Genomic DNA, 23,159 nt, shown 5'->3' on the forward strand with positions numbered 1-23,159 from the left:
AGCTAGGCAGTTGCCTCGGCAGCTGCGGACTCCAATCGGGCACCCTCGGGCGTGAACGCCAGCTTCTCCATGAGCGCCGCGATACGGTCCCAGTGATGTCTTCTCATCAGGCGGTTCAGCTCCGCGGAAGCCGGCTTGCCGGCCCGCCCCCGAAGCTGACGGCACGCCGCCGCGAATCCGCCGGCGTCGTCCCGCAAGTCGACCACTCCCCCGAAATCCGCGACGACGTCGGGCACCCGCGTCGACACCACGGGGAGACCGCTCGCGAGGTATTCGAGCGTCTTCGTGGGGCTGATCGATTTCGTCGACTCATTGAGGGCGAACGGCATCAGCGCTACATCGAATTCGGCCATCAGGTGCGGAAGGTCCTCATACGCCTGCTGACCCAGATAGGTGATGTTCGCCGCCTGCGGGAGATCTGTGGCATCGATCTTGCAGACCGGGCCGATCATCCGGATCTCCCAGTCGGGCAACTCCGCGGCGAGGTCGGCCACAAGGTCCAGGTCGAGCCGCTCGTCAAGCACTCCCACGTAGCCCGCCGTGGGTTTGCTGCGGTCCGGATCGGCGGCCCGGGCGGCCGCAGCATAGTGCTCGGTGGATACTCCGCTGGGTATCAGGTGGGCGTCCTCCCTCCCCTGTTTGACGACGGACCGGTGAAGCGACTTCCCCCCTGCAAAGACGACGTCGGCCTTCCTCAGCGCCTGCCGCTGGCGGACCAGAAGCTCCGGAGCTGCGTTCTTGAAAGCCGCGAGATCGTCCATGACGTCATAGACGAGCGTGGTGGGATTCAGGGCGAGTGCCGCTTCGAGTGCTAGCGGCGTATAGATCCACACCACGCGCTCGCCCTCGGGTTCACCGATCAGCTGTGGAAGCTGCTCGACGTAGTCGGGCATCACCTCGTCGAAGAAGCCGACGTGCCTGCCCTGCTCAGGGATCTCCAGCCACACGCGGGTCAGGCCGTCGACCTCCGTGCTGTTGAGCCGGTTCTCGGTGGCCCCACCCAGGGGGGTCAGCGGCTCCTCGACGAACCAGGTCTTACGGGCGGGCGCCTTGCCGAGCCGGGATACCAGCTGCTGTGGCCGTTGCCATACCCAGTCCCACCGTAGGTGCGACAGGACGATGAGTTCACTTTGCATCGACGATCCTCAATTCCATTCGAGTGGTTGTTCGGGGAAGGCTTGATCCGATGTCGGTGGAGGGCGGCTCAAGCCAGTCCCAGTGCGACATCTGCGGGGAATACCCCTTGAGCCAAGTGCTCACCGGTTCTTCCAACCGGTAAGCGGGCAGGTCTGCGGCACGGGCACCGCCCGCGGCCAGCGCATACGACGTCGCCATGACCGAGCCCCGGCGCTCAAGGTTCTCGTCGAGCCAGTAGACTCCCACGGGGTCGATATGGCCATCACAGCGGAACAGCAGAGAATCCCAGTCGGTGGAGTCGATGACCGGGAACCAGCACAGGCCGTCGAGAAGGATTCCCCGCTCCTGCGCCGTCTCGCACTGCTCGAGGACGTATTTGAACCAGGTGGCGCGGTCCGAGGTATGTCCGCGGACATTCGTCTCGGTAATCATGCAGGGAAGTCCGTAGCGCTCCCAGTACTGCCCGATCTGGTCGGCCAGGGGCAGCGGTGAAGGGGTAGGCGTGGAGCCTCCGTCGATCGAGAAGTTCCACTGGCAGTGGGCGTAGTAGTCCAGGCCGAGGACGTCGACGAAGCCGGGCTTCAGTCCCTTGAGCCGTTCGCCGCCCACGGGTGCAAGATCCCTCGCCAGCTGACCGGCGTCGTCGTAGTCCCTGCCCAGGAAGGCGTCGAGCACCAGGAAACGGCGCTCGTTGGCCATGTCGGCGTAGGACCGGCCCGAGGGGTCGGCCCCCGTGTGGAATTCGCACGTGTCCACCCAGACGTGGCGTGCGGCGGGCAGCAGGGTCCGGTAGAGGCGGCTCGCCTCGGCCACCGCGGGCAGCACGTTCACGATGAGGTCGACGAAGCCCTTCAGCCCCGAGTGGTAGGGGGGCCAGATCGCCTCGTGACCGCTCAGGAACAGCGTGGAGAACGGCTCGTTGAAGAGCGTGTATTCCTCGATCCACGGGTAGCGCCGCGCGAAGGCCTCAGCGTAGCGGAGGTAGGCGTCGCCGAAGCGCGCATCCGCGAACCCGTCCGAAAGCCAGCGGGGATAGCTCGTGTGGTGGACGAGGTCCACGATGGGGCGGAAGCCGTTGTCGGAGAGGTAGCCCAGGACCTCGTCGGTGGACGACCAGTCGTACGTACCCTCGGTTTCCTCGATGCGGTGCCACCGGACGGGATACCGCAAGCGCCGAATGCCCGATCTGCTGAGCAGCTCGAGATCCTCCCGCCACCGGATGTCATGTTCCGTGGTTTCGAAGATGTCCCGGTCGTGGGCCGGAAGGAACGTGCTCTCGAACCCGCCGATCAGCTCGATGGGCGGATTTCCGTCAACCCCGGACATGACGGTCCCCCAATTCCTCGTAGACGACGTCGAGCAGCTCCGCCGCACGCAGGTTGAGCCTGCGGGACTCGTCGAGGTCAGCGTCGAGGCGGGCCACTTCGGCCTTCAGGGCCTGCAACTCCTGTCGAAGTTCGGCCATCTCACCTGGAAGGTCCTGGGGTGGTTCCCCTGTTCCGTTCCGAATTCTTCTCACCTTTTCTCCTTCCGCACAACGACGCGCTTTCGCGTCGATCCCGCCCCTGCCGCGTCCTGCGGCTCGTCCGATACAACTGTTTCCTCGTCCTCGATGACCAGCCCGTAGCGCCGGAGCTGCTCCTGGAAGCGGTCCCAGCCGACCAGCTGGCACCCGTTCCAGCGGACCGATTCACCCGGGCCGTCCGTTGCCACCTCGAACATCCCGCGGCTGCCGCTGCTGTGCAGGAGATGCTTGACCAGCATCAGGGTGGTGTCCCAGCCAAGCGGACTCAGGGCGTCGAACAGGCGATTGCCGTAGACGTTCACGGCGCCGTCGAGCGCGGCGCACTGCTTCCGAAGGTGGAGCGCAGAGCGTGCCATGTTCAGGTTGACGGCCTCGAACTGGAGGAACCCCGTTGATGTCTCCCGTTGCGAGCCGGCGTACTGGATGGCCGGGCGGCTGTAATCGACCGCGAGGACGTTACGTGCCGATCGGGCGAGGAAGCGTGCATCAGCCCCCAGCCCGCATCCGAGATCAAGAATGCTCGACCCCGTCCCGAAGACCTTGAGGGCTTTCCGGGCGAGCTCCGATTCCGATTCCGCCGGACCTGCTGCGATCTCGGCCCGATGGTGATCCTCCCAGTTCTCCCGATCGACGTCGAAGTGGTTCAGCCACCAGTAGAACCGGCGGAACGCGGCCGGCGGTGTGATGAAAGTGAACGTGGGGTCAGGCGTCTCCCATCTCGGACCGTAGATCGCCTCGAGCAGTTGTTCGGGCTGGGCCGGACCGGGAAGCATGCGGCCGTTCACGGGAAGCCTTTTCAGGGGAAGGATGTTCACCCGTTCAGCACGTTCCCTTGCGTGGAAAGTACCGTAGAACCAGCCCGAGCAGACGAAGTAGCTGAAGATATCGAGGTAGAAACTGTCAGTCATGGATCCGCCCGGGAACATCAGCTGCAGGTGCCCGCTGGAGTGGCGCACCACCTCATACCCGCGTGCTCGCAGGGTGCGTTCCACTTCGAAGCTTTCGAGTGCGACGTCGGAGGGGTTGTCGTGGACGCTGAGATAGGCGAGATCGGCGTCGTCGTCGTTCGCCAAAATCCTGCCGTTGCGCACGGGCCCCAGCAGCGTGCCGCCGGTGACGAAGAGGTCGATACTCAAGGCGTTGTGCAGCAGTGCGATCAGGTGCTCCGCTTCGTCGAGGACATCCTCCACCAGTCCGGCGTCCCTACCCTCGAAGGAGCGCGCCACGCGGCCCCACTTGTTGACCACCTGGGGCATTCCCGTCCCCGGTTCGGTCAGGTGCAGCTCGCTGGTCCCGTCGTCGAAGGCCACGAGCCGCTCACCCACCAGGGGCATACCGTCGCGTTCGACGGCGAGGGCGGCCTGCCCGGTCAGGCGTTCGGCGAGCGCGGGCGGCCACTCCACCGACCATCTGCGCTGTTCGGCCGCTTCGCTCGGTGCCCTGAACGTCCAGATGCGCCGACCACCCAGCAGGAGTGACAGGGGTTCCCCCTCCGAAACCGTCACATCCGAGATGGTCAACCGCAGCGCATCCGCTGTGAGTGACCCGCTCAACGGACAGGTTCCAGTTCCGTCAGCAGGGGATCGGTCTGCGGCAGACGGACATCGAAGACCTGGCCCGTGGAATCGGAGGCCAGCACCTGGAGGCTCGAGCGCGCCACGGTGGCTGCCTGCACCAGGGTGTTCTTTTCCTCCACACCAAAAGCCTTTTCGCGCATCGGCGTCGCAGTGCGGCTGGGACTGATGCAGTTGACCCGGATCCGGTCAGCGCTCCACTCATCCGCCAGCGCTTGCGTCAGGTTCACCAGGGCGGCCTTGGTGGCGGAATAGACGGTGTACCTGGCGCGTCCCCGTGTATAGGAACTCGACGAGTAGAGCAGGAGCGAGCCCTGTGACTCGCTGAGGTAGGAATGCGCCTCCTGTGCCACCACGAAGGCAGCCATCAGGTTCACACCGACGTCGTGCTGCAGTTGCTCGTCAGTGAGCGTCACGAGCTCCCCCACCGTCAGCACTCCGGCAGTGAGCACCACGTGGTCGATCTTCCCGAAACGTGCTGCTGCGGAAGCGAGCGCAGCTTGCACCGAGACCCGGTCCTCGACGAAGGTCCCACTGCCCCCGCGGCTGTGGCAGACGACGTCGGCACCCTCCTCCTCCAGCTGCTGTGCAAGCTCGGCACCGATCCCTGAGCTTCCACCGAGCACCACGACGGCGGCGCCGCGAAGGCTCGAGGTGGGCAGGGGGACCGGCCCCGTGCTCTGGTGCTTGAGCTGGAAGAGCTTGTCGGCGAGGTGGATATCGATGGGGTGTGTGATCTTGATGTTCGCCTCATGCCCGGGAACAACGATGATCGGGACATCCGGCTGGTACTTGAGGACCACACTGCAGTCATCCGTCGCCGCGAATGCGGGGTCCTTGCGCGCGAGGACGTAGGCGCGCATCAGGGTCTCCCACCGGAAGGCCTGCGGTGTCTGGCCCCGCCTCAGCGATGCCCGGGGTGGAATTGCCCGAATGACGTCGTGCTCGTCCACCTCGATGATGGTGTCAGCGGAGGGAATCGCGGTGTCCACAGCGGCGTAGGTGTCCAGTGCATCGATGCAGGCCTTGATGATGCCGGCATCGATCAGCGGACGGACGGCGTCGTGGAAGACGACTTTCGCGGAGGGGTCGGCGATCTCCCGCAGTGCAAGGAAGGATGTCTCGTTCCGGTCCCGGCCGCCCGCGAGGATTCCGGTGATCTTGGGGTAGTGCGCCTGCGTCAGCAGTTCCTGGGCTCGCGGGATGGATCCCGGATCCATCATCACGAGCACCTCGTCGATGAAACCGCAGTCCTGAAAGATCCCCGCAGTGTGCTCGAGGCTCGTCTTGCCTGCGATCGGAACCAACTGTTTGGGGATATCAAGCCCCATCCGCGTCCCGATTCCGCCCGCGAGAATTACTCCTACCGTCCTCGCCCGGCCTGACGTCCGGTCCGGCACGTCCCCGGAGGAAGTTTCATCGAAATCCACCATGATCCCACCCCATCTCCAATTGGTCCTCGAATTTAGTAAGCGTACTGATGATGACAGTAGTACACCAGAAGGATTTCGCCGCAGGTTCGGTCATTTTTTACTTGAAGTTCGCGCTTTGTTCACCGTGCGACCTCCCGGTCTGCCTCGACGTCCCGTGGCGCCGCAAGGAACGACCGACGGATCGGCAGGGGCTTTCTGCCGGGGTAGCCTGTGGAGCATGGCGATCCGGGTGCTGGCCGTCGGCCGAAAACATGAAAGCTGGGTCCTTGAGGGGATTACACGCTACGAGAAACGCCTCAAGAAGCCCTTCGATCTCACGTGGCAGTTCCTTCCGCACTCGTCCCGGGAGGGCGAACCGGCACGAAAGGAAGAGTCCGAGCGCCTGATTCCCAAGCTTTCCGGCGATGACTTCGTGGTGCTGCTCGATGAGCGCGGCAAGGCGATCGATTCCCCGGCCCTCTCCCGCACGCTGCTGCATTCCCTGGACCGTTCGCGCGGCGTCACCCTGATCATCGGCGGAGCGTACGGCGTCGACGCCGGCGTGCATGCCCGCGCGGACTTCGTCTGGTCGCTGTCCCCGCTGGTTTTCCCTCATCAACTGGTCCGGCTCATCCTGGTGGAACAGGTGTATCGGGCACAGGAGATCGCCGGCGGCCGCTCGTACCACCACCTATAGCGAAATCACATCCGTCACTTTTGTAACAATTGCTCTATCAAATGCCGAGCTGGACACCTTGCCGTCTGGACGGGGGCACAGCCGACCCTAAGGTGATGCTATGAACAATCTGGTGGTCATCCCGCGCCGCATCCTGGCTGGAACAGCACTCGGCGCCGTCGTCCTTCTCAGTGGTTGCGGAATACTGGGCGGCGAGGACGAGCCTGCAGGAGTGGCCGCACCGACCGTGGCCTCAAGCGGTGAACCCAGCACTGTGGCGCCACCCTCCGCCGTGCCGTCGAACGAGGACTCAGGTGAAGCAAGCGCCGCTCCCAGCACGGAGCCGACTGCTGCAGCTCCGACGGAACCACCCGGTGCCGCGACCCAGGGGCCACCGGAAGCCGCAACTCCTTCGCCGTCGTCGGACGCCGCTCCCGCTCCTGTCGAACCGGCGTCCGCCGGCACCTGTACCGCCGCAATGCTGACCGGCAGGATCGATACTCCTGCCGGAGCAGGCGGCATGGGAAGCGTCTACCGCTCGATCGTGCTGACCAACGCGTCCACCGCACCCTGCACGACCGCAGGTTTCCCGGGGGTTTCCGCCGTGACTGCCGAGGGCAACCAGATCGGTCTCCCGGCGGACCGCGATGACTCCTCGCTGACCGTTCTCACCCTCGCCCCGGGCGACTCCGCCGCTGCAACCCTCAAGCAGGGCAGCTGGCAGAACCATGGTGCCGACTGCGGAACGACGCCGGTAGCAGGACTCCGCGTCTACCCGCCCGGCGCCACTGATTACCTCGTGCTGGAGCAGCACGGTGAAGCATGCTCGGCGACATCGATCATCCTGATGACCGTGGGAACCCTGCAGCCCGCGCAGTAATCCGCAGGCCCTCCCAGCGCCGGAACGATCGCACGGCTTCCCTGGAACAGCCCGATGATCCCGGAATGTCAGTGCACCGGGGGATGATGGTCGGGTGACTGAGGTGCTGGACAAATTCACCCCCGCTACCCGGAAGTGGTTCGCGGGTGCCTTCGCGGCGCCCACCCCGGCTCAGGAGGGTGCCTGGAATGCCATTTCCGCCGGGTCCAACGCCCTCGTCGTCGCTCCGACCGGCTCCGGAAAAACGCTGGCGGCATTCCTGTGGGCGCTCGACCGGCTGATGGCGACCGAGGACCCGGTTCCCGCGGCCGCTGCATCAACCGGCAGCCCGAAGGCCGGTGACTCCCAAGCCGGCAGGAAGCCGAAGCGGACCACCCGCGTCCTCTACATCTCCCCGCTCAAGGCCCTCGGCGTCGACGTCGAACGGAACCTCCGCGCACCCCTGATCGGCATCACCCAGACAGCCAAGCGGCTCGGCCTTCCCGCGCCGGCCATCACCGTGGGGGTACGCTCCGGCGACACCCCGCAGGCAGAACGCCGCTCCATGCTCACCCGGCCCCCTGACATCCTGATCACCACCCCCGAATCGCTCTTCCTGATGCTGACGTCCAAGGCGCGGGAATCGCTGCTGGAGGTGGACACCGTCATTCTCGACGAGGTGCACGCGGTGGCCGGAACCAAACGTGGCGCCCACCTTGCCGTGTCACTGGCCCGGCTCGACGCCCTCCTCGACAGGCCGGTGCAGCGCATCGGCCTCTCGGCAACGGTGGAGCCGCAGGAGACGGTCGCCCGCTTCCTCTCAGGCAACGCACCCGTCGAGATCGTCGCCCCTCCGTCGAAGAAGCAGTGGGACCTGACCGTCACGGTGCCGGTCGAGGACATGACGGAGCTCGGCGGTGCTGCCTCCACTGACGACGACGGCGACGCCGCGCCCCAGGCGAGCATCTGGCCGCACGTCGAAGAGAAGATCGTCGACCTCATCGAGGCCAACCGCTCCACGATCGTGTTCGCCAACTCCCGGCGGCTCGCGGAACGGCTGACGGCACGGCTCAACGAAATTTCCGAGGAGCGCCGGGAACGCAATGCCGTCTGGGCGGGTCCGCCGCCAGCGGAAGGATCGCCTGTGGAGCAACCGGCGGCGCAACCGTCCCGTCCTCCCGCCGAGGTGATGGCGCAGGCCGGCCAGACCAAGGGCGGCGAAGCGCTCCTGGCACGCGCCCACCACGGTTCGGTGTCGAAGGACCAGCGCGCCCTGATCGAGGATGACCTGAAGTCGGGGCGGCTGCGGTGCGTCGTCGCCACCAGTTCCCTCGAGCTCGGCATCGACATGGGTGCCGTGGACCTCGTGGTGCAGGTCGAATCCCCGCACTCGGTGGCCAGCGGCCTGCAGCGCGTGGGCCGTGCCGGGCACCAGGTGGGCGAGGTGTCGCAGGGCGTCCTCTTCCCCAAGCACCGGGGGGACCTGGTGAACACCACGGTGACCGTGGAGCGCATGCTGGCCGGCCGCATCGAGCCGCTCTACATCCCCACCAATCCCCTCGACATCCTCGCCCAGCAGACCGTTGCGGCAGCGGCCCTGGGAACCATCGACGTCGAGGAGTGGTTCGACATCGTCCGGCGGTCCGCGCCATTTGCCACGCTTCCCCGTTCCGCGTTCGACGCCACACTTGACCTCCTGGCGGGCCGCTACCCGTCCGACGAGTTCGCGGAACTGCGTCCCCGCATCATCTGGGACCGGGTGGAAGGCAGCATCACGGGGCGTCCCGGCGCCCAGCGCCTTGCCGTCACCTCGGGAGGAACCATCCCAGACCGCGGCCTGTTCGGGGTGTTCCTTGTCGGTTCCGCGAGTGAGGGGCCGAAGGCGGGCGGCCGGCGGGTGGGCGAGCTCGACGAGGAGATGGTGTACGAATCACGGGTGGGCGACATCTTCGCGCTCGGTGCAACGAGCTGGCGCATCGAGGAGATCACGCACGACCGCGTGCTGGTGTCCCCGGCCTTCGGGCAACCGGGCAAGCTTCCGTTCTGGAAGGGCGATTCGCTGGGCCGGCCGGTGGAACTGGGGCGCGCGCTCGGCGCCTTCGTCCGTGAGATGTCCGGGGCCACTCCGGAAAAGGCCCGGGAGAGGTGCAGCCGGATCGGGCTCGACGACTGGGCCTCCGGCAACCTCATCACCTACCTCACCGAGCAGCGGGAAGCCACCGAGGTGGTGCCCAATGACCGCACCCTGGTGGTCGAGCGTTTCCACGACGAGCTGGGTGATTGGCGCGTCGTCCTGCATAGTCCCTTCGGCATGCCGGTCCATGCGCCGTGGGCGCTGGCGGTGGGTGCGCGCCTCCAGCAGCGCTACGGCATGGACGGATCCGCCATGGCGTCCGACGACGGCATCGTGCTGCGGGTGCCGCTCATGGAGGACGAACCCCCGGGAGCCGACCTGTTCCTTTTCGACGCCGAGGAACTCGACGGCATCGTGACGGCGGAGGTCGGCGGGTCGGCACTGTTCGCGTCGCGCTTCCGGGAGTGCGCCGCGCGGGCGCTGCTTCTGCCACGGCAGAATCCGAGCAAGCGGACGCCGCTGTGGCAGCAGCGCCAACGCTCGGCGCAGCTGCTCGACGTCGCCAAGAAGTACCCGACGTTCCCGATCGTCCTTGAGACCGTCCGCGAGTGCCTGCAGGATGTCTATGACCTCCCGGCGCTGAAGGAGCTCGCCTCGGCCCTCGAGCGACGTGAACTGCGGATGATGGAAGTGACCACGCAGCAGCCCTCCCCCTTCGCCCGCTCGATGCTGTTCGGGTACGTGGCGTCCTTCCTGTACGAGGGGGACTCCCCGCTTGCCGAACGCCGGGCCGCTGCGCTCTCACTCGACCCGACGCTGCTCAACGAGCTGCTGGGCCGCGCCGAGCTGCGCGAGCTGCTCGACGCCGGCGTCATCGCGGAAACGGAGCGCGAACTGCAGCGCCTTCACCCGGACCGGCTGGCACGCGGACTCGAGGGCGTCGCCGACCTGCTGCGTCTGCTGGGTCCGCTGACTAATGAGGAAATTGCCGAGCGGCTCGAGGAACCGGTCCCCGCCCCTGCGGGCGCGGTGGCAGAGGACGGTGATCCGTTCTCCGATGCCCCTGTTCCCAACAACCCGCGCGCATCCCCCGAAACGGTGAGCAGCCATGTCGCCGCGCTGGTCCGGGTGAACCGCGCCCTCGTGGTCAACATCGCCGGGGTGGAACAGGTTGCCGCGGTCGAGGACGCAGCACGTCTCCGCGACGCCCTCGGCGTGCCGCTGCCCATGGGCATACCCCTCGCGTTCATCGAGCCCGTCGCCGATCCGCTGGGCGACCTCGTCGGGCGTTACGCCCGCACCCACGGTCCCTTCACGGCCGCTGAAGCGGCTTCCCGGCTGGGGCTGGGGGTCGCCGTCGTCGCCGGTGCACTCCAACGGCTGGCGGGGAACGGACGGACAGTGGAGGGCGAGTTCCGCCCAGCCGAGTCCGTGCCCGCTCCCGAACCGGGGACGACTACCACCGTGCATCCGGCCGCGCCGAGCGAATGGTGCGACACCGAGGTGCTGCGGCGGCTCCGGCGCCGTTCGCTTGCCGCGCTCCGGCAGGACGTCGAACCGGTGGACCCTGCTGCATACGGCCGGTTCCTGCCCGCCTGGCAGCACGTCGGCTCAGGACTGCGGGGGCTCGACGGCGTGGCCACGGTGGTGGACCAGCTCTCCGGGGTGCCCATCCCCGCCTCGGCGTGGGAACCCCTCGTGCTTGGGCAGCGAGTGGCCAACTACTCGCCGGCAATGCTCGACGAACTCACCGCGACGGGCGAAGTCGTGTGGTCGGGTGCCGGTTCACTCGCGGGCAATGACGGCTGGATCGCATTGCATCTCGCAGAAAACGCACCGCTGACGCTCCATCCCGACCCCGCCTTCGAGCCCACCGCACTGCACACCTCGCTGCTCGAACTCCTTGAGGGAGGCGGCGGTTTCTTCCTGCGCCAGCTGGCGAACCTCCTCCCCGTCCAGGATGCGCCCTCGGAACCCGAGGTGGTGACAGCCCTCTGGGACCTGGTGTGGGCGGGGCGGATCAGCAATGACACCTTCACGCCCGTGCGTGCGTTGCTGGCCAATGGAAAGACGGCTCACAAGCAGCGGCCGGCCCCGCCGCGTGCCCGGTCATCCCGTCCGGGGCGGCTCGGCCGAGCTCCCGGGAAATCCCTCACCGGCGCTTCGATGCGCCTCCAGTCCGGGGCCGACGGCCGCGGCTTCCAGCGCACCACGCCCCCGCTTGCTGCGGGCCGGTGGAATCTACTACCGCCGTTTGAAGGGGAAACGACACTGCACGCCCATGCGACGGCTGAACTGCTGCTCGACCGGTACGGCGTGGTGACGCGCGGCGCCGTAGGTAGCGAGGGCATCCCGGGTGGTTTCGGCCTGATGTACAAGGTGCTCGCCCGTCTCGAGGAGATGGGGCGATGCCGCCGGGGCTACTTCATCGAGCACCTCGGCGCGGCACAGTTCGCCGTTCCTGCGACGGTGGACCGGTTGCGTTCCTTCAGTGCCGACAACCAGCCGGCCGCCCCGGCTGACGTCCTCGGAGCACCCAGTGCCCCATTGCAGGCCGTTGCGCTGGCCGCTACCGACCCGGCCAACCCCTACGGCGCCGCACTTCCCTGGCCCTCGGCGGATGGCGGGCACCGTGCCGGGCGAAAGGCGGGCGCCCTCGTGGTCCTGGTGGACGGAGCTCTCTCGCTGTACGTCGAACGCGGCGGGAAGACCCTGCTGGCGTTCACCGAGGACCCAGCAGCGCTCGAATCAGCAGCGGCGGCACTCGTCTCGATCATCCGGCGGGGTGCTGCCGAAAAAATGGCGCTCGAGAAAGTGAACGGCGGGGAAATCCTTGACACCGAAGTGGGCCGGGCCCTGGCTGAAGCAGGTTTCTATACGACTCCGAGGGGGCTGAGGATCCGTGCCTGAGGGTGACACAGTCTGGCGCGCGGCACGCGAGCTCAACAAGGCCCTTGCCGGCAGGGAACTGACGCGCTGCGACATCCGGGTTCCTCGATTCGCCACGGTCGATTTCACGGGCGACACCGTGCAGGAGGCGGTGGCACGCGGAAAGCATCTCCTCATCCGCGGCGGCGACGATGGGTGGGACATCCATTCCCACCTCAAGATGGAGGGCCTCTGGCACGTCTATGCGCGCGGGGAGAAATGGCGGCGGCCGGCTTTCAAGGCGCGCTGCATCCTGGAGACCAGCGAGTCGGTGGTCGTGGGTTTCGAACTCGGTTTCCTGCGCGTGATCACCCGCGCGGAGGAGGAGGACGCCGTCGGGTATCTCGGCCCGGACCTACTGGGGCCCGACTGGGATCCGGCGGAAGCGTTGCGCCGCCTCTCCGCCCAACCGGACCGGCCCATCGGGCTCGCCCTGCTCGACCAGCGGAACCTCGCCGGCATCGGCAACGTGTACCGTTGCGAACTGTGTTTCCTGGCCGGTGTCCATCCGCTGACGCCCGTATCCATGGTTCCCAACCTGCCGCGGATGGTGGAGCTTGCCAGGAAACTGCTCGAGGCGAACAAACTCCGCAGCACAAGGGCAACCACGGGTCAGCTGAGGGGCAATAACCTGTGGGTCTACGGTCGCTCCCACCGCGGCTGTCTGCGCTGCGGCACACCTGTGACCCTCGAACAGCTCGGGGACAACGACCTTGAACTCCGCGACCTCTACTACTGTCCCCACTGCCAGCCGGAGCCGGCTGACGCCTGAAGGCCCGTAGGCTTGCAGGGTGATGAAATCCCCGCTGCCCGTGCGAAACGGGGTCAATGCCACCCGCCTACGCCTGCCGGACGAGGGACCCTGGGACACGGCCCTCGAGTACATCCTCGACCGTTTCGACCACGTGAATCCGCAGGGAATCGGCGAGCGCTTCGACCGCGGGGAGGTGGTTGGACTCGGCGGGACCGTCCTGACGCGTGAAACGCCGCTGACCGACCACACCTTCGTCTGGTACTACCGTGAACTGCCCGTCGAGCAGCGGCTTCCCGTCGAAATCACCATCCTCCACCAGGACGAGAACCTCCTCGTCGTGGACAAACCGCATTTCCTGCCGACCACTCCGGGCGGCATGTACGTTGCGGAGTCCGCGCTCGTGCGCCTGCGCGTTCAGCTGGGAATTCCCGACCTCATCCCCATGCACCGGCTCGACCGGATGACGGCCGGCATCCTTCTGTTCTCCGTCAACCCGGAAACCCGGGGCAATTACCAGCTGCTCTTCGAGAATCGGCGGATCACCAAGGAATACGAGGCGGTTGCCCCGGTGCGCCCGGAGTTGAACCTCGGGAACGAACCGCTGACCGTGCGCAGCAGGATCATCAAATCCCGCACCTACCTGCTGGCCCAGGAAGTGGAGGGCGAGGCAAACACCGAAACGACCATCAGCCTGCTCGAACAACGCACGACTCCGCAGGGGCTGGCGGGACGTTACCGGCTGCAGCCCCATACAGGGAAGACCCACCAGTTGCGGCTGCACATGGCGGGCCTCGGCCTCGGAATAGTGAATGACCCGTTCTATCCGGTACTTCACCCCCAGCAACCGGACAGCTACGACAAACCCCTCCAGCTTCTCGCGAAGAGTATTGCCTTCACTGATCCCTTGAGCGGCGCCGAGTCCTATTTCGAGTCGTCCCTGCAGCTTTCCGGCTTCGCCTGAAGTCTCGGCCCTGCCGGTACGCGGACGGTACATTGGAAGCGTGGAACTGCCCGGTGCCGACATTCCAACACTCCTCTACCTCCTCATCATGTTCGCCGTCATCTTCGTGGACGTAGTGTTCCCGCTTGTGCCCTCGGAACTCATGGTGATCGCGGCCGGCACCATGGCCTCCCACGGCGACCTGTTCCTGCCGGGAGCTGTTCTTGTTGCGATGGCCGGAAGCTGGCTGGGGGACCTTGCACTGTTCCTGCTCTTCCGTCGTCGCCTCACCCACTGGCTGGATCGTTTCCGCTGGGGACGTTCGGTGCACCGCGGGTTGCGGAGCGCCGTGGAAAAGGCCGGCAAGTCGCCCACCTACGCCGGCCTGGTCGCCGTCCGGTTCCTTCCCGGCGGGCGGACTGCGAGCGTCGCGGCTGCAGGGATCGCTGAGGTATCCCTCAAGCCTTTTCTGGTCGCCACGGCCATCGGGGCCGTGCTGTGGGCCGGCTGGCTGCTGGGTCTGGGCTACGTCACCGGGGCGACGACGGGGTTGCCTTTATGGATGAGTGCCCTCCTCGGGATGCTGGTCGGTACGCTGGTGGGGGCGGTGACCGCTGCTGTCCTCGCGGTCAAACAACATCGGAAGGTCAAAAGAACCAATGAGCATCCCGCAGAACCAGGGACGTAGGCCGCCGCACACGCCGTCGTCCCCGCCCGCGGGCGCACCCCCTGCAACTTCTGAAACCGTTCCTTCCGATGAGGCCGGAAAGGGTTCCGCCGGCCGGCCCAGCGTCCTGGAGCGGCTCAAGGCGGCGCAGCCCGGTGCAGCGGCTCCCACCGACATCGGAGCGACGATCCCTGCGGGCAGGGCGGACGACGGCGCCGGGAACGTGCGTGATGACGCGGGCGGGAACGTGCGCTATGACGCGGGCGGCAAGATGCCCGGTGTCGCCCCGGCAGAGGAGGCAACCAGCCCGACGGCGACCGCCCGGGCGGCGGCAGCACGGGCCGCTGCAACCCGTGCCGCAACCGCCCGCGCTGTGGCGACCTCGCGAATGCTCCGGACCGCGGGGAGCACGTCGCGGCGCCTCGTCCGCCGGGGTGCATCCGCCACGACGACGAACGTCCGCTCCTGGAATCGCGACGTGTTCCGTTCGGTCGTGGTGACCCTGGCGGCCCTCGCCTGCGTCCTCGGATCCGCGGCCGGCGTCGGCGCTTTCGGTGGTCCGTCGATCAGCGACGCCGCCGGAGGCGTTCTGGCACCGGATGCCACCCTGCTGGCACCCGCCGCCAGGGCTTTCGCCATCTGGAGCGCCATTTACGCCGGGCTGATCCTCTACACGCTCTACCAGTGGCTTCCCTCCCAGCGAACCAGCAAGCGGCAACGACGGCTCGGCTGGGTGGTGGCGTCCTCGATGCTGCTCAACCTCGCGTGGATCCTGAGCGTGCAGGCATCGATGCTCCCCCTCAGCCTGGGCGTGATCCTGCTCCTCCTCGGTGTGCTCCTGTATGCCTTGCGGATCCTGAACCGCACACGGCCGCGCTCGCGGTGGGAAGGCACACTCGTGGACGTGCCTCTCGGTCTGTACCTGGGGTGGGTCATCGTGGCGGCAGCAGCCAACATCGCTTCGGTTGCTACAGCCGAACGGAGTGACCTCTTCGGCTGGGGCGGGCTGGTCTGGGCACTGGTGGGCCTGGCGGCAGTCGCCCTCGGGACCATTACAGTGTGCATGACGGACCGGGGCCGGCTCTCCGTCGCATTCGCCGCCTGCTGGGGACTGGTGTGGATAGCCGTTGAGCGGTTCCTGGGGGAACCGAGCGCTCCCTTGGTGGCGTTCGCGGCGATCTTCGCCGTCTTCCTGGTCCTGGTCTCGGCAGGTTCGCGCCGGCATTCCGTGGACCACAACTACCGGCGCTGGACCCGCGCCCAGCAGGACGCCACGCGGGAACCCCTCGACCTCCTGGCAACCGGGGACCCCGACGACGCGGACCGGTAGGCGGCACCGAGCCATCGGGCCCCGCCTACCGGTCAGCCCCGGCCCTGCTCAGGCCCTGCTCAGGCCGCGACAGACTTCCCGGACCCCTCGCCCGATCCCATCACGATGGCGATCTTTCCCCGGGGACCGTCGATACTGCTGCGGAAGGCATCGGCCGCGCGGTCCAACGGAAAGGTCTCCGCCACGATCGGCCGGACCTTGCCGGCTTCGACCAGTTCCGTGAGTGCGGAGAGGTCCGCAGCGTCCGGCCGCACGAAGATGTAGCGGCCGCCGTGTCCGGTGACGGACTGATCCACCACTGACGCCACCCGGCCCGGCGTCCGGAGGTTCTCCAGCGTCGCGCTCCAATCGTCTCCCCCCACGAAGTCGAGAATCGCGGTGACGCCGTCGGGCGCCGTCGTGCGCACCCGATCCTCGACGCCCTCGCCGTACGCCACCGGTTCTGCACCGAGGGAGCGGAGGAAGTCGAAGTTCTTCTCGGAGGTGGTAGCCAGCACCCGGGCGCCCCGGGCGCGGGCGATCTGGATGGCATAGGTGCCGACGCCCCCGGCTCCGTTGTGGATGAGGACGACATCGCCCTCCCCCACCTCCAGCGCCGCAAGGCTCTGATACGCCGTCAGTCCGGCAAGCGGCATCGTTGCGGCCTCGGCCCACGTGGTGTTGCGGGGTTTACGTGCGAGCGAGCGGACAGGGGCCGCCACACGCTCGGCGAAGGTCCCGAGTCCAACGGTGTCCATCCGCGCATAGCCGATCACTTCGTCACCGGCCGCGAACTCAGGCGCGGCAGGTCCGGGCTGGACGACGACGCCGGCGAGGTCCCACCCCGGAATCACAGGAAAGTAGGTGGGAAGTGCGGCGTCGAGGTACCCCGCGGTGATCTTCCAATCGACAGGATTTACCGAAGAAGCCCGGACGTCGACGAGCACAGAATCCGGCCCCAAACGGGGCTCGGGCTGCTCGCCGTACTGCAGTACATCGGGGTCACCATAGGCAGTGTAGAAGACGGCTTTCATAAGTATTTTCCTTCGCTGTAGCGCTTGTGGAACCGACGGGTGTAACCCTCAGCCGGTATCGCGCATTCCCTCGGCCACGCCATTGATGGTCAGCAGGGCGCTGCAACTGTACGCCGGACGAGGCGACAGCGTTCCCGCCGTCGTCGGACTGCGCGGAGAGCCGGTGGAGCAGCTCGACCGGCAGGTAGGAGATCGGACTAAGGTATCGGGCTCAGGCGATGGCTGAAACTCCGGTGATGGCCCGGCCTACGATCAGTGAGTTGATTTCGTAGGAGCCCTCGTAGGTGTAGACGGCCTCGGCGTCCGCAAAGACCTTCGCCATGCCGTAGTCGGTCACAATGCCGTTGCCCCCGAGGATGTTGCGGCCCAGCGCCACCGTCTCACGCATGCGTGCCGTGGTGTAGGACTTCGCGAGCGCGGCCTGCGGCATGTCGGCCCCGGAAAGCGGCACCTCGGCAGTCCCCAACCGCTGGTCCTCCTGCAGTTGGGCGATCCGCGCCATCATGGCCAGGCTGGCCGTGGTGTTGCCGATCATGGTGACCATCTGGTCCTGCACCAACTGGAAACCCGCGATGGGACGCCCGAACTGATGGCGTTCCACCGCGTACCGGCGGGCAATGTCGAACGCTGCGAGTTGTTGTCCGACCGCTTGCCAGCCCACGAGGATACGGGAGCCCCGCAGCAGGTGCCGGGTGTCGGAGAAACTTGAGATCCCGGCGAACCTGTCGGCCTCGGTGACCCGCACGTTCTCGAGCGTGATGTCGGCATTCTGGACCGTCCGCAGCGCGATCTTGTTGTCGATGCTCGTGCGTGTCACCCCGGGAAGGGTGGCGTCGAGGATGAACCCCCGGATGCACTGCGTCTCGGTGTCCCGCGCCCACAGGAGCATGTAGTCGCAGAAGGTGCCGTTGCCGATCCAGCGCTTGGCCCCGTTGATGATCCACTCGTCTCCCCTCCGGGTGGCGGTGGTAGCCATGCCACCGGCGATGTCGGACCCGTGCTGCGGTTCCGTGAGGGCGAAGGCGCCGGTGATGCGGAGGTCCATCGCGTCCTGCAGGAGGCGGGCCTTCTGGTTCTCGGAGCCGAACTCGTGGAGGGCCTCGACGAAGAGATCGTGATGGACCATGAAGAAGGTGGCAAGCGAGGTGTCTGCCCGCGTCATCTCCGCGATCACCATGCCGCTGAAGAGGTGGCTGTAGCCCTGCTGGACCGGGGTGCTGAGGTTCAGCAGGGCGAGCTTCGGGAGCATGTCGTGCGGGAACTCGGCCCGGTTCCACCATTCGACGGCCCGCGGCGTGACCTCCTTGGCGAGGAAGTCACGGACATCCTGCAGCTTTTCGCGTTCGGCGTTGCTGAGGAGCGATTCAAAACCCAGGAAATCCGCTGAGGGAAGCTGGTCCATCATTTCGGCGCCATGCGAATGGCGCCGTCGAGGCGGATGGTCTCGCCGTTGAGCATCTGGTTCTGGACGATGTGCGCAACCAGCGCCGCGTACTCCGCCGGCTTCCCGAGGCGTGAAGGATGGGGCACCTGCCGGCCGAGGGAATCCTGCGCCTCCTGGGGCAGCCCCGCCATCATGGGGGTTTCGAAGATGCCCGGAGCAATGGTCACCACCCGGATCAGGTACCTCGCAAGCTCCCGTGCAATCGGCAGCGTCATCGCGGCGACGCCACCCTTCGATGCCGCGTAGGCGGGCTGGCCGACCTGCCCGTCGAAGGCCGCTACGGAAGCCGTGTTGATGATGACGCCGCGCTCATCGGAACCACCGGCGGACCGCACGGGTTCGACCGCGGCCATGGCCTCGCCGGCGAGGCGGAGGACGTTGAAGGTTCCGATCAGGTTGACGTTGAGTACGCGTGCGAAATCGGCGAGTGGCAGGACGCCGTCGCGCCCGAGGATCTTGCCCGGAGTGGCGATCCCGGCACAATTCACCAATACCCGCAGCGGCCCGAGCTCACCCGCGGCACGGACCGCAGCCTGGACCTGAGCTTCATCAGTTACATCGGCCCCGACGAAACGGGCCTTCGCGCCGAGCTGTGCCGCGAGGTCGGCGCCCTCGGACTGCGGCAGGTCCACCAGGACCACGGAGGCGCCATCGTCCAGCAGTCTCTCCGCCGTCGCACGCCCAAGACCCGAAGCGCCTCCGGTCACCAGTGCCACTGAGCCTGCGATATCCATGGGAGCCCGTCCTTTTCGCGAATGTTTCGGGTGCTCCGGGAATTCCGGATGCCAAGGCCAGAGTACTGTGACGTACGGCATAGCGCATCCGGCGACGGCCCGGCTGAGCAATCTGCTCAGCGAGGCCCTGGTTGCCGTTCGCTAGGGTGGTTTTATGCTCACTGCGCCTACTGCCCCACCCGATCCCGCATCGAGGGCGCACATGGCCGCCGCAAGCGTGGAGGCGATCTTCGGCGGGCGTTCCCTGGGACTGCCGGGAACGCGGCTCGCAGCGGTTGCCTTCCCACACCCCGTCGGCCTGCGGGGCCACTGGCATTACTGGTGGCAGGCACACTATCTGGACTGCCTGATCGATCAGTACGAACGCCTGGCGGAAAGCGACCCAGGCGAGGCCGCCGGAGCCCTGCGGCGCGCGTCTCGCCTCGCGCGCGGGATCTGGGTCCGGAACGGCCTCCGCTGGACCAACTCCTACTACGACGACATGGCCTGGCTCGCCCTCGCGCTCCAGCGTCTCGCGGCAGCATCCGCATCAGCCGGACGACGACGGCGTGGCACCGGTGTCGCAACCCTCGAAGACGCGCTTCGCTCGGCGCACACCGCCGAACTCGGCGGCGGGGTCTTCTGGAATACGACACGGGACTACAAGAACACGGCAACGACGGCGCCCGCCGCGCTGTACTTCGCGCGTTCCGGCGAACCGGCGCGGTCCGCCGATCTGATGACCTGGTTGAGGGAGAACCTCCGGGACGGCGACACGGGGCTGTATTTCGACGGCGTCCGACTGGGGACAGGCCCCGAACCGAGTCACAACGAGGTGGTCCGCACTATCCACACCTACAACCAGGGAACGGTCCTCGGCGCGCTCGTGACCCAGGTCGGCCCGGAGTCACTTGCTGAAGCCGCACACCTGGTCGGCGCCATCGCTTCCGAGCTGGCGAATGCCGAGGGAGTGTTGAAGGTCGATTCCGGCGGCGATTCCGGACTTTTCACCGGCATTCTGGCACGCTATCTCGCACTGGCCGCACGCACCCCGGGCTTGCCCGAGGACGCCGCCCGGACCGCCGTCGGACTCCTCCACGCAACAGCCGATGCACTCTGGACACGGCGCTCTCCCGGGAGCGTCCCGGATTCCCTGGTGTTCCCGCCAGGGAGCAATGGACAGGGTTCCAAGCCCGTCAGCCTCTCGACCCAGCTCCAGGCCTGGATGGTCTTCGAGGCCGCCGCACGGGTCCAAACGGCGGGCCCTGCGGGAACCGCGAATAATAACGACACAGGAATGTGACTAATTTCCAGGGACGTGCGACACTTTCCGTATTGCCGAGAACTACTTAGGCAAGGCTTACTTGGCGCCCCGTCCCCGGGCACCAGCACCCGTTCCGCCGTCAGGCCCCACCTGCCCGGCAATGTCGTTTGAAAGGCCCCCCATGAAGCTTCGATCCACGGCCCGCTCCGCCGCGCTGGCCGCAGCCGTCCTCCTTACTGTCACTGCCTGCGGCGCGAACACCTCCGAGCCTGCCGCCGAGACCGCTCCGTCAACCGGCCCCGCGTCAGCGGAAGCGGCCGAGATCAGCGGCGAGATCACTGTGTACAACGCCCAGCACGAATCGATGACCCAGGCGTGGGTCGACGAGTTCACCGAGCAGACCGGTGTCGAGGTGACACTCCGCCAGGGCAGCGACACCGAGATGAGCAACCAGATCCTCCAGGAGGGCGAACGCTCGCCCGCCGACGTGTTCATCACGGAGAACTCCCCGGCGATGACCCAGGTGGAGAACGCCGGCCTCTTTTCCGACCTGACGGAGGAGACGCAGCAGAACGTTCCCGAGGAATACCGCCCCTCGACCAACAAGTGGGCCGGCGTCGCCGCACGGTCCACGCTCTTCGTGTACAACCCGGAGAAGGTGCCCGAGGCGGAACTTCCAGAGTCGATCATGGACCTGGCAGACCCGGAGTGGTCGGGCAGGTGGGGCGCCGCGGCAGGGGGTGCCGACTTCCAGGCGATCGTCTCGGCGATGCTCGACGTCGAGGGCGAGGAAGCCACTGCAGCATGGCTCAGCGCAATGAAGGACGGCGCGAAGATCTACCCCAAGAACGGTGCCGCCATGAAGGCCGTGAACTCCGGCGAGGTGGATGCTGCGGTGATCTACCACTACTACTACACCGCCGATCAGGCCGGCACCGGCGAGAACAGCAACAACGTGTCGCCCTACTACTTCAAGGGTGAGGACGCGGGCGCATTCGTCTCCATCTCGGGAGCAGGGGTGCTCGAATCCTCCGACAACCAGGCGGCTGCGAACGCCTTCCTTGAATTCATCACCAGCAAGGAGGGCCAGGAGACCCTGGGCTCGGGCAGTGACTACGAATACCCCGTGAGCGCCGACGTGACGCCACGTGAAGGTCTTGTACCGCTCGAGGAACTGGAAGCGCCGGCAATCGATCCAGCCGACCTGAACGGTGAGAAAGTCGTAGAACTGATGACATCGGCCGGGCTCCTCTAGGCCGGAAGCACAATACAGCCCGTGACCAGGGCACTGAAGCTCCGTACGACGGCGGGCGGGAACTCCGGTTCCCGCCCGCCTGTCGGCGTCGTGGGGGCAGTCGTGCTCGTCACCCTCGGCACCCTGGTGCCCCTCGGCTTCGTCGTCTCGATGACCATCGCAACGGGATGGGAGGCAGCAGCCGAACTGATCTTCCGCCCCCGTGTCGGCGAGCTGCTCTTCAATACTGTCGCCCTGCTGATCCTCACCATTCCCCTGTGCGTCATCCTCGGGGTGGGTGCCGCCTGGCTGGTGGAGCGCACCGACCTTCCGGCTGCCCGCCCGCTGTCCTTCCTCCTCGCGGCGCCCCTCGCCGTACCCGCCTTCGTCAACAGTTACGCCTGGGCCAGCACCATACCCTCCCTTTCCGGGATCCGGGGCGGCATCCTGATCTCAGTTCTGAGCTATTACCCGCTGGTCTACATTCCCGCGGCAGCGATGCTCCGGCGCCTCGATCCCAGCCTTGAGCAATCGGCTGCGTCCCTGGGCCTCGGTCGCTGGCGGACCTTTTTCCGCGTGGTGCTTCCGCAGCTCCGCCTCGCCATCGGCGGAGGAGCGCTCCTGGTGGGCCTCCATCTGCTCGCTGAATTCGGCGCGTTCTCCATGATCCGTTTCGACACCTTCACGACGGCGATCCTGCAGCAGTTCCAGTCCACCTTCAACAGCGCGGCGGCGAACATGCTTGCCAGTGTGCTCGTCTTTCTCTGCCTGCTGCTCCTGCTGGCCGAAACCTCGACACGGGGCCGGGCCCGCTATGCCCGGCTCGGCTCCGGTGTTGCGTCCTCGCCGCGAATCCACCCCCTGGGAAGCTGGGCGCCGGTGGGGCTGACCGCCGTCCTGGCCCTGATCGGCCTCGCGCTCGGAGTGCCGCTCTGGAACGTGACGCGCTGGCTCGTCGCCGGCGGCAGGGAGGTGTGGGAAGCAGCTGAGCTGTCGACGGCCCTCCTCCAGACGCTGAGCTACGGCCTCATCGGTGCCGCTGTCACCGTGGTGGCCGCATTTCCCATCGCCTGGCTTGCCGTCCGCCACAACGGAAGGCTCACTCGGCTGCTGGAAAGCAGCAACTACATCACGAGCTCGATGCCCGGGATCGTGGTGGCGCTCGCCTTCGTGACGGTGACCATCAACATCGCGTATCCCTTCTACCAGACGGCCCCCGTGGTCATCACCGCCTACGCCCTGCTTTTTCTGCCTCGCGCGCTCGTCAGCCTTCGCGCAGGCATTGCCCAGGCGCCCCGGGAACTCGAAGAGGCAGCGAGGGCACTCGGCAAGCCACCCCTTGCCTCCTTCCTTCGGGTGACGCTCCGCCTGAGCGCCCCGGCAGCAGCGGGCGGTGCCGCCCTGGTTTTCCTTGGCATCTCGAACGAGCTCACTGCAACCCTCGTGCTGGCGCCGTCGGGCGTGTCCACCCTCGCCACGCGCTTCTGGTCGCTGAGTTCTGAAATAGACTATGCCGGGGCCGCGCCCTACGCGCTGCTGCTGATTCTCTTGTCCCTGCCCATGACGTACCTCCTGTACCGGCAATCGCGAAAAGCCGTCGGCCAGTAGCTTCCGG

General features: G+C 66.8%; 18 protein-coding genes. 10 read left to right on the forward strand and 8 right to left on the reverse strand.

Translation table 11 applies throughout. The features are described 5' to 3' along the window. Window positions 1-2: 2 nt before the first annotated feature. Genes IWX65_RS06480 through IWX65_RS06500 form a run of 5 tightly spaced genes read right to left on the reverse strand, consistent with a single transcriptional unit; the run spans window position 3 to window position 5,669 of the window. Window positions 3-1,136 (reverse strand): glycosyltransferase, encoded by a 1,134-nt coding sequence (locus IWX65_RS06480; RefSeq protein ID WP_196881618.1) that lies wholly within the window; start codon window positions 1,134-1,136, stop codon window positions 3-5. Further along, window positions 1,126-2,463 carry a family 1 glycosylhydrolase gene (locus tag IWX65_RS06485; protein WP_196881619.1) on the reverse strand — a complete coding sequence of 446 codons (1,338 nt, stop codon included), beginning with the start codon at window positions 2,461-2,463 and terminating at the stop codon, window positions 1,126-1,128. The genes IWX65_RS06480 and IWX65_RS06485 overlap by 11 nt, the downstream gene beginning before the upstream one ends. Next, window positions 2,450-2,656, reverse strand: coding sequence for a DUF6752 domain-containing protein (locus IWX65_RS06490; RefSeq protein WP_196881620.1), 207 nt, complete (start codon window positions 2,654-2,656; stop codon window positions 2,450-2,452). The genes IWX65_RS06485 and IWX65_RS06490 overlap by 14 nt, the downstream gene beginning before the upstream one ends. Beyond that, the gene (locus tag IWX65_RS06495; RefSeq protein ID WP_196881621.1) at window positions 2,653-4,215 is read right to left on the reverse strand and encodes a class I SAM-dependent methyltransferase; all 1,563 of its coding nucleotides are present in this window, start codon (window positions 4,213-4,215) and stop codon (window positions 2,653-2,655) included. The genes IWX65_RS06490 and IWX65_RS06495 overlap by 4 nt, the downstream gene beginning before the upstream one ends. Beyond that, complete coding sequence (locus IWX65_RS06500) at window positions 4,212-5,669, reverse strand: SDR family NAD(P)-dependent oxidoreductase (RefSeq protein WP_196881622.1); 1,458 nt, start codon at window positions 5,667-5,669, stop codon at window positions 4,212-4,214. The genes IWX65_RS06495 and IWX65_RS06500 overlap by 4 nt, the downstream gene beginning before the upstream one ends. 217 nt (window positions 5,670-5,886) lie before the next feature. Between IWX65_RS06500 and IWX65_RS06505 the strand changes: the two genes are divergently transcribed. The 7 genes from IWX65_RS06505 to IWX65_RS06535 all read left to right on the forward strand — a co-directional run bounded on the left by IWX65_RS06505 (window position 5,887) and on the right by IWX65_RS06535 (window position 15,876). Beyond that, a complete protein-coding gene (locus IWX65_RS06505; RefSeq protein WP_196881623.1) occupies window positions 5,887-6,345 on the forward strand; it encodes a 23S rRNA (pseudouridine(1915)-N(3))-methyltransferase RlmH in 459 nt (152 codons plus the stop codon). Between the two features lie 100 nt (window positions 6,346-6,445). Further along, entirely contained in the window at window positions 6,446-7,204 is a 759-nt protein-coding gene (locus IWX65_RS06510) for a DUF4232 domain-containing protein (protein ID WP_196881624.1), read from the forward strand. A gap of 94 nt (window positions 7,205-7,298) precedes the next feature. After that, on the forward strand, window positions 7,299-12,167 hold the full coding sequence (locus IWX65_RS06515; protein ID WP_196881625.1) for an ATP-dependent helicase: 4,869 nt from the start codon (window positions 7,299-7,301) through the stop codon (window positions 12,165-12,167). Next, window positions 12,160-12,957, forward strand: a complete 798-nt coding sequence (locus IWX65_RS06520; RefSeq protein WP_196881626.1) for an Fpg/Nei family DNA glycosylase — start codon at window positions 12,160-12,162, stop codon at window positions 12,955-12,957. The genes IWX65_RS06515 and IWX65_RS06520 overlap by 8 nt, the downstream gene beginning before the upstream one ends. A 22-nt stretch (window positions 12,958-12,979) precedes the next feature. Next, the gene (locus IWX65_RS06525) at window positions 12,980-13,900 is read left to right on the forward strand and encodes an RluA family pseudouridine synthase (protein ID WP_196881754.1); all 921 of its coding nucleotides are present in this window, start codon (window positions 12,980-12,982) and stop codon (window positions 13,898-13,900) included. Between the two features lie 40 nt (window positions 13,901-13,940). Beyond that, complete coding sequence (locus IWX65_RS06530) at window positions 13,941-14,567, forward strand: DedA family protein (RefSeq protein ID WP_334683702.1); 627 nt, start codon at window positions 13,941-13,943, stop codon at window positions 14,565-14,567. After that, window positions 14,539-15,876: a tryptophan-rich sensory protein gene (locus tag IWX65_RS06535; RefSeq protein WP_196881627.1), complete on the forward strand. Its 1,338-nt coding sequence runs from the start codon at window positions 14,539-14,541 to the stop codon at window positions 15,874-15,876. Before IWX65_RS06530 ends, IWX65_RS06535 begins: the two co-directional genes overlap by 29 nt. Before the next feature lie 59 nt (window positions 15,877-15,935). On the opposite strand, the gene IWX65_RS06540 is transcribed toward IWX65_RS06535, so the two are convergent. The 3 genes from IWX65_RS06540 to IWX65_RS06550 all read right to left on the reverse strand — a co-directional run bounded on the left by IWX65_RS06540 (window position 15,936) and on the right by IWX65_RS06550 (window position 19,067). Then, a complete protein-coding gene (locus IWX65_RS06540) occupies window positions 15,936-16,889 on the reverse strand; it encodes an NADP-dependent oxidoreductase (RefSeq protein WP_196881628.1) in 954 nt (317 codons plus the stop codon). A gap of 211 nt (window positions 16,890-17,100) precedes the next feature. Continuing rightward, complete coding sequence (locus tag IWX65_RS06545) at window positions 17,101-18,291, reverse strand: acyl-CoA dehydrogenase family protein (protein ID WP_196881756.1); 1,191 nt, start codon at window positions 18,289-18,291, stop codon at window positions 17,101-17,103. Further along, entirely contained in the window at window positions 18,291-19,067 is a 777-nt protein-coding gene (locus IWX65_RS06550; RefSeq protein ID WP_196881629.1) for an SDR family NAD(P)-dependent oxidoreductase, read from the reverse strand. The genes IWX65_RS06545 and IWX65_RS06550 overlap by 1 nt, the downstream gene beginning before the upstream one ends. Before the next feature lie 154 nt (window positions 19,068-19,221). Here IWX65_RS06550 and IWX65_RS06555 point away from each other — a divergent pair, with 154 nt between their 5' ends. The 3 genes from IWX65_RS06555 to IWX65_RS06565 all read left to right on the forward strand — a co-directional run bounded on the left by IWX65_RS06555 (window position 19,222) and on the right by IWX65_RS06565 (window position 23,152). Continuing rightward, window positions 19,222-20,349 (forward strand): glycoside hydrolase family 76 protein, encoded by a 1,128-nt coding sequence (locus tag IWX65_RS06555; protein ID WP_196881630.1) that lies wholly within the window; start codon window positions 19,222-19,224, stop codon window positions 20,347-20,349. 142 nt (window positions 20,350-20,491) lie between these two features. After that, window positions 20,492-21,565: an iron ABC transporter substrate-binding protein gene (locus IWX65_RS06560; RefSeq protein WP_196881631.1), complete on the forward strand. Its 1,074-nt coding sequence runs from the start codon at window positions 20,492-20,494 to the stop codon at window positions 21,563-21,565. A gap of 21 nt (window positions 21,566-21,586) precedes the next feature. Continuing rightward, window positions 21,587-23,152: an ABC transporter permease gene (locus IWX65_RS06565; RefSeq protein WP_442859168.1), complete on the forward strand. Its 1,566-nt coding sequence runs from the start codon at window positions 21,587-21,589 to the stop codon at window positions 23,150-23,152. Window positions 23,153-23,159: the final 7 nt, after the last annotated feature.

It is taken from the genome of Arthrobacter sp. CAN_A214 (assembly GCF_015751955.1).
Classification (GTDB): domain Bacteria; phylum Actinomycetota; class Actinomycetes; order Actinomycetales; family Micrococcaceae; genus Arthrobacter_D.

Bases quoted from the DNA above. Each gene is read 5' to 3' on its own strand.
- IWX65_RS06480 (WP_196881618.1), bottom strand. From the start codon at position 1,136: ATGCAAAGTGAACTCATCGTCCTGTCGCACCTACGGTGGGACTGGGTA.
- IWX65_RS06485 (WP_196881619.1), bottom strand. From the start codon at position 2,463: ATGTCCGGGGTTGACGGAAATCCGCCCATCGAGCTGATCGGCGGGTTC.
- IWX65_RS06500 (WP_196881622.1), bottom strand. From the start codon at position 5,669: ATGGTGGATTTCGATGAAACTTCCTCCGGGGACGTGCCGGACCGGACG.
- IWX65_RS06505 (WP_196881623.1), top strand. From the start codon at position 5,887: ATGGCGATCCGGGTGCTGGCCGTCGGCCGAAAACATGAAAGCTGGGTC.
- IWX65_RS06510 (WP_196881624.1), top strand. From the start codon at position 6,446: ATGAACAATCTGGTGGTCATCCCGCGCCGCATCCTGGCTGGAACAGCA.
- IWX65_RS06525 (WP_196881754.1), top strand. From the start codon at position 12,980: ATGAAATCCCCGCTGCCCGTGCGAAACGGGGTCAATGCCACCCGCCTA.
- IWX65_RS06535 (WP_196881627.1), top strand. From the start codon at position 14,539: ATGAGCATCCCGCAGAACCAGGGACGTAGGCCGCCGCACACGCCGTCG.
- IWX65_RS06540 (WP_196881628.1), bottom strand. From the start codon at position 16,889: ATGAAAGCCGTCTTCTACACTGCCTATGGTGACCCCGATGTACTGCAG.
- IWX65_RS06545 (WP_196881756.1), bottom strand. From the start codon at position 18,291: ATGGACCAGCTTCCCTCAGCGGATTTCCTGGGTTTTGAATCGCTCCTC.
- IWX65_RS06550 (WP_196881629.1), bottom strand. From the start codon at position 19,067: ATGGATATCGCAGGCTCAGTGGCACTGGTGACCGGAGGCGCTTCGGGT.
- IWX65_RS06555 (WP_196881630.1), top strand. From the start codon at position 19,222: ATGCTCACTGCGCCTACTGCCCCACCCGATCCCGCATCGAGGGCGCAC.
- IWX65_RS06560 (WP_196881631.1), top strand. From the start codon at position 20,492: ATGAAGCTTCGATCCACGGCCCGCTCCGCCGCGCTGGCCGCAGCCGTC.